This is a genomic window from Vibrio sp. 1CM23M, assembly GCF_023161755.1.
Lineage (GTDB): Bacteria > Pseudomonadota > Gammaproteobacteria > Enterobacterales > Vibrionaceae > Vibrio > Vibrio coralliirubri.
This window is the reverse complement of sequence record NZ_JALNTR010000001.1, coordinates 218,660-230,704: the sequence shown is the minus strand read 5'-3', so window position 1 is coordinate 230,704 and position 12,045 is coordinate 218,660. Positions and strand designations below refer to the sequence as shown.

Annotated in this window: 8 protein-coding genes; 3 read left to right on the top strand and 5 right to left on the bottom strand. The window is 44.5% G+C overall.

Annotation, left to right across the window (positions count from 1 at the left end; genetic code table 11):
* Positions 1-22: 22 nt before the first annotated feature.
* Positions 23-1,585 (top strand): PAS domain-containing methyl-accepting chemotaxis protein, encoded by a 1,563-nt coding sequence (locus MSG35_RS00960; RefSeq protein WP_248382501.1) that lies wholly within the window; start codon positions 23-25, stop codon positions 1,583-1,585.
* Between the two features lie 185 nt (positions 1,586-1,770).
* Here the strand turns inward: MSG35_RS00960 and tkt are convergent, their stop codons facing one another.
* Together tkt and tal are read right to left on the bottom strand one after the other, a co-directional pair.
* Positions 1,771-3,762 carry a transketolase gene (gene tkt, locus MSG35_RS00955; protein ID WP_248382500.1) on the bottom strand — a complete coding sequence of 664 codons (1,992 nt, stop codon included), beginning with the start codon at positions 3,760-3,762 and terminating at the stop codon, positions 1,771-1,773.
* A gap of 87 nt (positions 3,763-3,849) precedes the next feature.
* A complete protein-coding gene (gene tal, locus MSG35_RS00950) occupies positions 3,850-4,800 on the bottom strand; it encodes a transaldolase (RefSeq protein ID WP_009845571.1) in 951 nt (316 codons plus the stop codon).
* Between the two features lie 459 nt (positions 4,801-5,259).
* Here tal and MSG35_RS00945 point away from each other — a divergent pair, with 459 nt between their 5' ends.
* Positions 5,260-6,264, top strand: coding sequence for a sugar-binding transcriptional regulator (locus MSG35_RS00945; RefSeq protein WP_017065721.1), 1,005 nt, complete (start codon positions 5,260-5,262; stop codon positions 6,262-6,264).
* A 173-nt stretch (positions 6,265-6,437) separates the two neighbouring features.
* Positions 6,438-7,805, top strand: coding sequence for a glycoside hydrolase family 18 protein (locus MSG35_RS00940; RefSeq protein WP_248382498.1), 1,368 nt, complete (start codon positions 6,438-6,440; stop codon positions 7,803-7,805).
* A gap of 87 nt (positions 7,806-7,892) precedes the next feature.
* Here MSG35_RS00940 and MSG35_RS00935 read toward each other — a convergent pair whose 3' ends face one another.
* The 3 genes from MSG35_RS00935 to MSG35_RS00925 form a co-directional block, all read right to left on the bottom strand.
* Positions 7,893-10,187 carry an EAL domain-containing protein gene (locus MSG35_RS00935; RefSeq protein ID WP_248382497.1) on the bottom strand — a complete coding sequence of 765 codons (2,295 nt, stop codon included), beginning with the start codon at positions 10,185-10,187 and terminating at the stop codon, positions 7,893-7,895.
* 386 nt (positions 10,188-10,573) lie between these two features.
* The gene (locus MSG35_RS00930; protein ID WP_248382496.1) at positions 10,574-11,422 is read right to left on the bottom strand and encodes a sulfurtransferase; all 849 of its coding nucleotides are present in this window, start codon (positions 11,420-11,422) and stop codon (positions 10,574-10,576) included.
* Between the two features lie 123 nt (positions 11,423-11,545).
* The gene (locus tag MSG35_RS00925) at positions 11,546-11,860 is read right to left on the bottom strand and encodes a hypothetical protein (RefSeq protein WP_050620744.1); all 315 of its coding nucleotides are present in this window, start codon (positions 11,858-11,860) and stop codon (positions 11,546-11,548) included.
* Positions 11,861-12,045 lie beyond the last annotated feature (185 nt).

Genomic DNA, 12,045 nt, shown 5'->3' with positions numbered 1-12,045 from the left:
ATAATTAACCTAAGTTAATATAATGACTGTCAGCTCATCTACTCAATCTCGTGAAACGCTTCTCAGCGAAAACGAACAACTTGTCTCTACCACTGACTTAAAAGGTGTGATTACGTACAGTAATGATGCTTTTTGTCGCATAGCGGAATACAGCCAACAAGAATTGCTAGGGCAACACCACAATATCGTAAGGCATAACGATATGCCGAAAGCCGCTTTTGCTGATATGTGGGTTAACCTAAAGCAAGGTAAAGCGTGGCGTGGCATCGTAAAAAACAAAACCAAATCCGGCGGGTTTTATTGGGTCGATGCTTACGTAACTCCGATTTACGACAATGGTAAGGTGAGTGGCTACCAGTCTGTTCGTGTTAAGCCAAAGAATGAATGGATACAAGTTGCAGACAAGGCTTATCAAGGCCTCTTGAAGGCTGAAAAGTCGGGTCGCCAATGGTCCTTAAAGATTAGTGACAGTGTTCGTTACGCCGTGTTGCTAGGCTCTTTGGCTGCGCCTCTGATTTCAAATCTCGTTGAAGTAGGGCAAGTATCACAATGGTTGTTGAGCCTACTTCCCGTTTCAGCATTGGCGTTACTTTTCCGACAAGAGCTGATAGATACCCCACTGCAGTTGAAAAAGCTGCAATCGAAATTCGATAGTGTCAGTCGCTTTGTCTATTCAGGTAATAGTCAGTTCTCTATTGCCGACTTTCACTTAAAACTATTGTCTGCAAGAATCCGCACCGTATTAGGTCGTATGACAGACTCTGCCAAGCCGTTACAAGATTTGGCTGACAACCTGAATGCCACGTCATTTGAAGTATCAGAAGCCTTAGATCAACAAACAAAAGACATTCTTCAAGTACGAGAGGCGACTGAAGAGGTTGAAGTCACCGCCAATGAGGTATCTTCTCGCACAGAAGAGGCGCACCAGATTGTCGATGTGACTTTGCAAACCTGTGCTGGCGCTAAAGAGAGTATTAATCAAACTCATCAAAACTTAGAGAGCCTAGCTTCTCAGGCCGAAAAGGCGACTCAAACGACTTACCAACTGAGCGACCAAGCGCAGAGCGTAAGTAAGATAATGGAAGAGATTGGTGGAATCGCCGAACAAACCAACTTGTTGGCCTTGAACGCTGCGATTGAAGCGGCGAGAGCGGGCGAGCAAGGACGAGGCTTTGCTGTCGTTGCAGACGAAGTCCGTGCGTTGTCGGGTCGAACCTCAAAGGCTACGGTTCAGATCAAAGAGAGCATCGATACCATGCTAACGACGATTGAAGGGTGGCAAAAAGATATTCTGGCGAACCGAGAGCAAACGGACGCGTGTGGTGATGTTGCGAAGGTGAGTGCAGAGCGCTTGTCGGAAGTCGAAAACCTAATGCAATCCATGAATGAACTCATGCAGTCTGTTGAAAGTTCTGCTCATAAGCAACGTGAGCTGTCGAGTGAGGTCAATCTGCATATGCAGTCTATCGCCTCGACGGCAGAGCAAAACTTAGTAGCAACGCATTCTGTGAAAGACCACTCCACAGAGCTCAAAGAACAAGTGAATGAATTCTATCAATTGGCGAAGCGTTTCGAAGAGAAATAGTCGTTAAAGACAAGCTGAATGAGAGATAAGAGAAAGCCTTGCGAAATTAGCAGGGCTTTTTTGTGTGCCAAAAGAACAGTTAACAATTAGTAGATAACAGGCAACAGATACAAAAAAGCCCCGCATTTTCATGCGGGGCTTTCAGTATGCATCACCCATTTAAGGGCGAGACAATTTAATCAAGACTAAGCTAGAAGCTCTTTTGCTGTGTTTACTACGTTTTCAGTAGTGAAACCGAACATCTTGAATAGCTCGCCTGCTGGTGCAGATTCGCCGAACGTTGTCATACCGATGATCTTGCCACCGAAACCAACGTACTTGTACCAGAAGTCAGCGATGCCAGCTTCTACTGCGATACGTGCGGTAACGTCAGATGGAAGTACAGACTCACGGTACTGCGCGTCTTGCTTGTCGAATGCGTCAGTTGCAGGCATAGATACTACGCGTACCGCTTTACCTTCAGCTGTTAGTTCAGCCGCAGCGCTAACCGCTAGCTCAACTTCAGAACCAGTTGCAATGATGATTAGCTCTGGCTTACCAGCGCAATCTTTCAGGATGTAACCACCCTTAGCGATGTTTGCTACTTGCTCAGCGTCACGATCTTGCTGTGCAAGGTTTTGACGAGAGAAGATAAGTGCAGAAGGACCATCTTTGCGTTCGATTGCCAGTTTCCAAGCAACAGCAGACTCAACTTGGTCACATGGACGCCATGTGCTCATGTTTGGAGTCAGACGTAGAGAAGCGATCTGCTCAACTGGTTGGTGAGTTGGACCATCTTCGCCAAGACCGATAGAGTCGTGCGTGTAAACTTGGATGTTCTGAGTTTTCATCAGAGCAGCCATACGCATAGCGTTACGAGCGTATTCCATGAACATTAGGAATGTTGCGCCGTATGGTACGAAACCACCGTGCAGAGCGATACCGTTCATGATAGCTGTCATACCGAATTCACGTACACCGTAGTGGATGTAGTTACCAGAGAAGTCGTTTGCTTCAAGAGACTTAGAACCAGACCACATAGTCAGGTTAGAAGGCGCAAGGTCAGCAGAGCCGCCCATGAATTCCGGTAGCATAGCACCGAACGCTTCTAGTGCATTTTGAGATGCTTTGCGTGAAGCGATGTTTGCTGGGTTAGCTTGAAGATCAGCGATGATTGCCGATGCTTTCTCTTCCCATTCAGCAGGTAGGTCACCGTTTACGCGGCGTTTGAATTCAGCTGCCAGCTCAGGGTATGCTGCTTCATAAGCTGCAAGTTTCTCGTTCCACGCTGCTTCCTTAGCTGCGCCTGCTTCTTTCGCATCCCACTCTGAGTAAACTTCCGACGGAATTTCAAAAGGACCGTGCTCCCAACCTAATTCTTTACGTGTTGCTGCAATTTCTTCAGCGCCTAGTGGTGCACCGTGACAGTCGTGCGTACCTGCTTTGTTTGGAGAACCAAAGCCAATTACTGTTTTAGTACAGATTAGAGTAGGGCGAGGGTCTGCTTTAGCCGCTTCAATCGCTGCGTTGATAGCGTCAGAGTCGTGGCCGTCTACCGCTGGGATTACGTGCCAGCCGTAAGCTTCGAAACGCTTAGGTGTATCGTCAGAGAACCAACCTTCAACTTCGCCATCGATAGAGATACCGTTGTCATCCCAGAAAGCAACCAGCTTACCAAGACCAAGCGTACCTGCTAGAGAACATGCTTCGTGAGAGATACCTTCCATCAGACAGCCATCACCCATGAATGCATAAGTGTAGTGGTCTACGATGTCGTGGCCTTCTTTGTTGAACTGTGCAGCTAGCGCTTTCTCAGCCATAGCCATACCAACAGCGTTAGTAATGCCTTGACCTAGAGGACCAGTCGTTGTTTCGATGCCTGGTGCGTAGCCGTACTCTGGATGACCTGGAGTCTTAGAGTGCAGTTGACGGAAGTTCTTAAGGTCTTCAATTGAAAGCTCGTAACCTGCTAGGTGCAGCAGAGAGTAAATCAGCATTGAGCCGTGGCCGTTAGACAGGATAAAACGGTCGCGGTCAGCCCACTCTGGGTTTGCTGGGTTGTGGTTTAGGTGAGAACGCCAAAGTACTTCAGCGATGTCAGCCATACCCATAGGTGCGCCTGGGTGACCAGAGTTTGCTTGTTGTACGCCGTCCATGCTTAGAGCACGAATAGCGTTAGCTAGATGTTTGCGATTCATAAGAACTTCCGAATAAAAATTAAGAAAAACAAAATTGATAAAAGTAGGGGAACTGAACGTTCCCCTATTTGAATTTGGTGAGAGTGATTACAGCTTAGCTGCGATCATGTCTTCTAGTTTGCCTTGGTCAACGGCGAAGTTGCGGATGCCTTCAGCCAGTTTCTCAACAGCCATTGCATCTTGGTTGTGGTCCCATAGGAACTCAGCGTGAGTCATCGCTGCTGGACGCTCTTTAGTACCGTTAGAGTCGATAAGCTTCTCAACTACTTCGCCTTCTGCTGCTTCTAGGTCTGCTAGAAGTTGAGGAGCGATAGTTAGACGGTCACAACCCGCAAGTTCAAGGATCTCGCCGATGTTACGGAAGCTTGCGCCCATAACAACAGTTTTGTAGCCGTGGTCTTTGTAGTAGTTGTAGATATCTGAAACTGAGATTACACCTGGATCTTCTGAAGCTTCGAAATCACGACCTTCTTTCGCTTTGTACCAGTCCATGATGCGACCTACGAAAGGAGAGATTAGGAATACGCCAGCTTCAGCACAAGCACGAGCTTGAGCGAAAGAGAATAGAAGCGTTAGGTTACAGTTGATGCCTTCTTTCTCTAGGATTTCAGCAGCACGGATACCTTCCCAAGTAGAAGCCAGTTTGATAAGGATGCGGTCGTTAGTGATGCCAGCGTCGTTGTACATTTTGATAAGTTGACGAGCTTTAGCAACGCTGCCTTCCATGTCGTAAGAAAGACGAGCATCTACTTCAGTAGAGATACGGCCAGGTACAACTTTTAGGATTTCTTTACCGATGTTCACGTTAAGCATGTCGCAAGTATCTTGAACTTGCTGTGCTTTATCACCGCTTTGCGCTTTTGCGTATTCTATAGAAGCATCGATTAGAGGAGCGTACTCAGCAATTTGAGCAGCTTTAAGAATTAGAGATGGGTTAGTTGTTGCATCTTCAGGAGTGTACTTGCTGATAGCTTCGATATCGCCAGTGTCAGCTACAACAGTTGTTAGTTTACGAAGTTGCTCTAATTTATTGCTCATTTTGATCATCCTATGTATCGCATAACACCTCGTTAATGGGAGAGGTGTGGGCATTTGCAAGCTAACTAATGAAGTTCTCAATGGTTGTACCAGTGAGCCAAACTTACATTAATTTAAATTTTTCTCCGAACGAACATTTGCACAGAACATTTGATCGCTCGATGAGTAAATGATGTAGCCATATTTATCCGATCTAGCCCCAAAGTCAACGGTAAATAGTGCTGTATGGTGACTTCAGTCAAATATATTTCGCTCTAGTAATCATGGGGCATGCAAGCAAACGTTTAACGAGCAAAGTGAGGTGAATTAATCAACAACAAAACCATGGTTATGACGATGAGCAAATGTACCTTGATGTTACATATGTTCAGGGTGTAAACTTGTGTATCACTTGCTTAAGCATCGAACATTTGTTCTTCAAGCAGGTAAAATAATTGTTAAATATTGGTTGAGTGGTATATGAGTAAGAATATCCAAGATGTTTCCGAAGAAAACACTGATCTCCTCACTGAAGTAGCGGTTGCTTATTATCAAGATGGTGCCACGCAAGAAGAGATATCTAAAAAGTACTCTATCTCTCGTGCAAAGGTTGGTCGAATGCTCAAGCAAGCCAGAGATGAGGGCATTGTTGAGATCACCGTGAAATATCACCCTGTTTTTAGTGCGAAGATCGAGCAACGTTTGATCGAACGATTTGGTGTGAAGCGAGCACTTGTGGCACTAGACCAACCGAATGAAGAGAAGCAGCGATTACAGGTTGCTGGTTTAGTGTCTAACTATCTTACCAGTACACTGAAAAACGGTATGGTGGTGACAGTAGGACAAGGGCGAAACGTATCGTCTGTTGCTCACCACACTGGCGTTATTACGCCACGAGACTGTAAATTCGTGTGTGGTATCGGCGGTATTCACCCAAGAGGCGGTATGTTTAATGCCGACCATATATGCAGGCAGCTAGCCAAAAAGTACGGTGGATCTTCTGAAACCTTATACGCGCCCGCTTATGCGGAGAATAAAGCGCAAAAAACCGCATTCATGGAAAACAGCACCGTTAAGCAGACCCTCGATCTCGCTCGAAAAGCCGATGTCGCTTTAGTCGGTATCGGTGATATGAGCGAAAACAGTTATATGGTCGACTTAGGTTGGTTTACCGCAGGTGAGGTCGTTCAATCTCGTTTATTACAAGGTGTCGTCGGTGACTTTGCGGGTTATGACTTTTTCGATGTTCACGGTAAAACAGCAAACACAGTAATGAGTGACCGTGTGATTGGTTTGGCCTTGGAAGAATTCCGGCCAATAGCAGAAGTCATTGCCATCGCAGCAGAGAACAGTAAACCTCTCGCTTTGTTAGGTGCACTAAGAACCGGCGTGGTCGATGTGATCGCAACCAGCGTAAGTAATGCATTGACGGTACTTAACTTGGACGAACAACTTAGCGTGAATAAACCAAACGGCAGTGAATAGTAAGATATTTGTGCTTCGTTGAATTCACTATTTGAGTAATCATGGCAATTCCTCCCTAATGAAACCAGTGCAATAAGGGGGATAACTATTAGACATGACTCGAATAGTGAATTTGTTCAGCGGTTGAAAGAATTATCACTCTTTAATGTTAAGCCACACTAATGGAGATAATTATGAAACTGTCATTTATCACACACGCTATTTCTAGCAACAGTGACCAATCAAGTTCTATCTTTAAATCTAATTCTATCATTGCGCTTAGCTTAATAGCCACGGCTTGTATGCTCACACCTACAGTACATGCCGATGATAAAGTCGTCGCAGGGTATTTTGCGGATTGGCAATATCTGAATAAAGATAACCCTTATACCGTTGACGACATACCGGCAGACAAGCTCTCACATATTATTTACGCCTTCTTGAGCATGTGTGGTCCTCATAGCGGTGCTGGTGAGCCCGTCCAAAAACAAATTCAGCAGCAATGTGCAGACAAACAACCCTATACCGCGATTATTGTGGATAAAGAAGCTGCGTTAGAAGTCGATTTCGGAGACGTGGATGTTGATGTCGCCTACAAAGGTCACTTTGCCCAGTTAGCTCAATTGAAGGCCGACAATCAAAATATCAAAATCTTGCCATCATTTGGTGGATGGACAATGTCTGAACCTTTCCATGCGATGGCGAAAGATCCTCAAGCCATTGCGCACTTTTCAAAAACTGCTGTTGAGTTGATTCAAAAATATGACTTCTTTGATGGTATTGATCTTGATTGGGAATACCCAGGAGGCGGCGGCTTAACCACTTCGCCTTGGAACCCAGAGACTAAACTAACGGATGAGCAGAAAGCGCAAGAGCGTGAAGCTTTCACACTTTTAGTAAAAACAATCAGAAGTGATTTGGACGCTCTATCAAAGACGACTCAAAGAGATTACGAGCTTTCAACGGCTGTCGGTGTTGGTGCTAAGGCTGCCCAAATTGACTGGAACGCAGCCAGCCCATATTTGACGAATATGTTTGCGATGACGTATGACTTCCTCGGAGGCTGGGGAACTCAGACTGGTCACACAACAAACTTACATGCCACAGAGCGCAGTTGGTGGGGAATGGGAGCTGATGTCTTCATTAATCAGATGATAGAGCAAGGTATTCCTAGCGAGAAGCTCGTGATCGGGGCGGCTTTTTATGGGCGAGGCTGGCAAGGGACAAAAGACTTTGCTGGAGAGCTGCCTAAAGGTGACCTAGTTTCTGAACAAGGGGCACAGTTTGGTACCGGTGAAAACGGTTACTTCATGTTTTGGGATCTTATGAATAACTACAGCAGCAAACAAGGTTATGAGTATAAGTACGATGAGCAAGCTCAAGCACCTTATTTGTGGAACCCAGATAAAAAAGTTTTCATATCTTTTGAAGATCAGCGTTCTATTAAAGCAAAGGCAGAATGGGCGAAGAAATCAGACCTAGGCGGCATTTTTACTTGGGAATTATCAGGAGATCCTTCCGGACAGTTGATCGATGTTATGCATAGTGAAATGAATAAATAACCGATCAGAAAAGACCTAGAAAATAAGGTAGGTGTTTATCCGCCTACCTTATTTATTTTGCTCGTCTATTTAACTTAACTCGCGTTCTTAAACAGAACATTCCGCGTGCTCGGTCACTTGCTTGTTTAGGTGAGTAGCCAGCTCATCATAAGGAATAGGGCGAGAGAAGTAATAGCCTTGCATTAAATCACATCCACATGCCTTTAGAATTGCGAAGTGTTCGTTTGATTCTACGCCTTCTGCTAATACCACCATGCCGAAGTTCTTACCGATAGCGATGATGTTTTGCACCATGGTGAGTGACTGCTGATCGACAGCAATGTTCTCGATAAAGCTCTTATCGATTTTAAGCTCATCGATAGGCAGTGCTTTCAACATGCTTAGTGATGAATAACCTGTCCCGAAATCATCTAAAGAGATCTTTATATTCTTCTCTTTGAGGGCTTCAAAAGTCGGTTTCACCAAGGTTACATCTTCAATGAATAAGCTCTCCGTAATTTCTAGCGTTAAACAGCTAGGAGACAGTTGATACTTTTCTAGCGTCGCGAACAAGTGCTCAGAGAAGGATTGATGAGAAAACTGACGCACTGATATGTTGATCGACAGCCCGATCTTTTGTTCTGTTGTTCGGTGCAAGTGGGCGATCTGCATAATGCTGGACTCAATAATAAAAGTCCCCAGCTTTTGCATTAAGCCTGTGTTCTCAGCTATCGGTATAAAGATATCTGGAGGAACAAAACCCAATTCGTCATCAATCCAGCGCACGAGTGCTTCTACACCGTGAATACTCTCATTTGCACGAACCAGTGGTTGGAAAACCATGAACAGTGTTTGTTTCTCAATAGCGATGCGTAGCCTTTGTTCTACTTTCATTTTGTAGAGGTGCGCGTCTTGCATTTCCGTTGTGAAAATACTGTACGAGTTTTGCTGCTGTTTCGCTTTGTACATCGAAATATCGGCAGAACGTAACAGGCTATCCAGATCTTTTCCGTGTTCAGGGAAACGTGCTACGCCGATGCTGCAACCTAACAAAAACTGAGCGCTTTCAACTTCATAAGGTTGAGAAAGCACTTCAATAATGCGCTTGGCGAGTCGTTTAATTTCAGCTTCATTCGACAAGGGCGTTAAGAACAAAAACTCATCACTGGATTCACGTACCAATAGGCTGAGGCGAGATCGGAACCTCATCAAACGCAAAGCGATCTGTTTGAGAACCTTGTCTCCAAAGTCATGCCCGTGGGTGTCATTGACGCATTTAAAGTTATCGATATCGATAAATAATAGCGAAAATGGCTCTGACTCATCGTCAATCCATTTGCCAATGTTTCTACGCATGTACAAACGGTTTGGCAGAGAGGTTAAAGGGTCATGGTTCGCCTGATAAATGAGTTGGCTACGAGTACGCTGTTCATTCTTGGCAATCGACTTAACCAAAAAGTAGAAACCGAACTGAAGAAAAATAAAGGCAACGAAAAGAATGCTGAACTCTTGTATGAATATACTATCGACGTGAGTTAGATCCGTACGTCCTACCACCCACAATTTGTAGTTCGGGATGTATTTCGCGCTCATTAAAGAGTGGTATTGTTCATCGTCGACGACAAAAGAGTAGGTTTCTTGCCCATTCATCGCTTCTTGCACGCTAATTCCGAAGCGGTCGGTAAAGATACTTGCAATACGCTGTATGACATCTTTGCCTACCGGAGAGGAATACGCAGTCTCAGATTCGATATCACTCGAATAAAATTGGCGATAGCTGTCTTTTCTGATCAGGCTTAGTGTATTGAAACTTCCGGCGTGAGCATTATTTTCAAATACGATCGTTGCGTCTAATCGTAGCCCTGCGGTCATTACTGCATCGGTTTTCTTGCCATCGATTGAAATGGATTTTCTCAGCGGGATAACCAAGCTATTCAACGATTCTTGAAAATAGGTACGGCCAAGCACCATGCTACTGCTTGATAGGGCGTCTAAAAAGGAGTCTCTTGTTGGCGCGTATTGCAGCAAGTTCCTTTGATTCGCAAGTTCAAGATTTGAGCTGATCGAGAGGTAGTCGCCGTCGGTGTTCAACAAGCCAAACGCTGCAATCGCAGGGTGGGTTTCAAGTAGCTTGTCTAAAATTGGCCTAATTTGGATAGACGCAGTACGTGTGAAATCAGACTGTTGAGCCAGTTGATGGCCGACCACTTCTAACAAGGCTTCTTGACTGGTCAGCAGCGAGTTGACGGAGCTAGAAAAAAGCTCAACCTGAATGTGTTGCTGCTCTATGAAGTCGTCTCTGTTCGCTTTCCAGTTTGTTATTCCCAACGCGGCGAAAAGTATCAGGGTCAGTAGTACGATAAACGCGTACAGCGACCAGATATTTTTCTTAAATAGAGCCATGAGATGCCTTTTGTTGGTTACTACTTTTAACAGACTGCAAATGACAAACTATTGGGTTGTCAGTGTGATTCATGCAACGAAAGATACAAACACAAATGGTGAAAGTATCAATGATTAAATAGTGTAACGACTATGAGCAGAGATTCTTGAGTGAAATATTAGTATTCATAACGTCGATAACGATTAGTTTATGATTAATCACAAATTATCGTTAGCAACTTAATGTAGGCTATAAATCAAACGGCGTGAATCGAGTCTTGGTCTCAAACGAACATAGCGTTAACTGCGACATAAAGGCTTACTTCATGAGACGAGAGGCCATCATTATCAGTAAGCTCTTTATGCATGCGCAGTATATTCTAACAGTGGCAGTAAGCGAAGTTGAATTACTTTTTAGTCACGGCGATAGGCAGTTTGTCGTTAGCACCCCATTCCGTCCATGAACCATCGTAAACGCCCATGTCACCTTTATAGCCAGCGAGTTTAGCGGCTAATAATATGATGCAAGCTGTTACGCCAGAGCCACAGCTAAAAAACATAGGTTGAGAAGGCGTTAATTCTAACGTTGAAAAGATATCAATAAGCTCTTCTTGAGGCTTTAACTTACCGTTATCGAGTACTTGGGCAAATGGTAGGCAAATAGAATTCGGTATATGGCCACTACGTAAGCCTTCACGTGGTTCAGGAACTTCTGAATCGAAGCGAGCTTGAGAACGCGCATCGACAATGTTTGCGCTCTTGTCAGTTGAGTAACTTTCAATCTGCTGAGCACTGACAAAGTAGTTGTCTTGAATGTGGCCTTCAAAATTGCCCGCTTTTACTTCGGTGCGATAGTCAGTCTCGGTCTCATAACCGGCTTCGACCCAAGCGGGCAAACCGCCATCTAAGATGAATACGTCGTTGTGTCCCATTGCCATAAACATCCACCACGCACGAGGAGAAGCGAAGGTTCCGGAGTTATCGTAAACCACAATCGTACTGTCTTGATTGATGCCAATTTCTTTTGCGCGAGTGTTGAAATGTTTTTCGGTCGGGAACATGTGAGGAAGCAGAGTATGCTTGTTACAAAAGTCTTTGTCGTAGTCAAAACGAATAGCACCAGGAATCATTTGTCCTTTGATCTTTTCTGACTCGCTTGGAATTTGAAACTCGATACTGGCGTCGAGGAGGATGATGTTGTCTTCTGCTAGCAAACGTTGTTGAAGTTGTTCTGGTGAGATGAGTGGCTGATTCATTATTGTTATATCCATTCTTGTTGTTTTAGCGATTCTTGCTGTTATAGCAAATACAGTGTTAGAGCGATTACAGTTGCTTTGCGAATACAGTTGCTTTTACGAATACCGTTGTTGTATCGATGGCTACTGTGCAGCTCGACAATGTATGAACTGATAACTGCTTTGTCCGGTTATTTGATTGTTTAATGTATCAAGCGCGACCACAGAATCAATAGGGCAGTCTGTGGTAGGAGCAATAGAGACCCGAAATACGTCATTATCTTTTGTCTGAACCGTAAGATAACGCCTGTGTCCATCTAAGGATTGAGTCAGCGTGTTCGAAATGACTTTGGCTTGAATGCGTTGCCCCGTCTCTGATGTTAGCGGGAAATAGGCAAGGGCAACTAACACGCCTACGCCACACATTAAGATAAATAGACCTATTTTTAACTGTTTCATGAGAGTAAGTCTTTGAAGGTTATATTGAAAATATAAGTGAGATTGGTGGTAAAGTGAATGCTACTCGCTAAGAAAGCTGAATTAATCGCTCTTCGACGAAAACAAAAAAGTGAGCATTTCTGCTCACTTCTTACTTACAAACAACTAATTTTGACTCTGTTTCGTCATAGACCTAACTAACGACA

Coding starts and splice junctions, on each gene's coding strand:
- MSG35_RS00960 (WP_248382501.1), top strand. CDS start 23: ATGACTGTCAGCTCATCTACTCAATCTCGTGAAACGCTTCTCAGCGAA.
- tkt (WP_248382500.1), bottom strand. CDS start 3,762: ATGAATCGCAAACATCTAGCTAACGCTATTCGTGCTCTAAGCATGGAC.
- tal (WP_009845571.1), bottom strand. CDS start 4,800: ATGAGCAATAAATTAGAGCAACTTCGTAAACTAACAACTGTTGTAGCT.
- MSG35_RS00945 (WP_017065721.1), top strand. CDS start 5,260: ATGAGTAAGAATATCCAAGATGTTTCCGAAGAAAACACTGATCTCCTC.
- MSG35_RS00940 (WP_248382498.1), top strand. CDS start 6,438: ATGAAACTGTCATTTATCACACACGCTATTTCTAGCAACAGTGACCAA.
- MSG35_RS00935 (WP_248382497.1), bottom strand. CDS start 10,187: ATGGCTCTATTTAAGAAAAATATCTGGTCGCTGTACGCGTTTATCGTA.
- MSG35_RS00930 (WP_248382496.1), bottom strand. CDS start 11,422: ATGAATCAGCCACTCATCTCACCAGAACAACTTCAACAACGTTTGCTA.
- MSG35_RS00925 (WP_050620744.1), bottom strand. CDS start 11,860: ATGAAACAGTTAAAAATAGGTCTATTTATCTTAATGTGTGGCGTAGGC.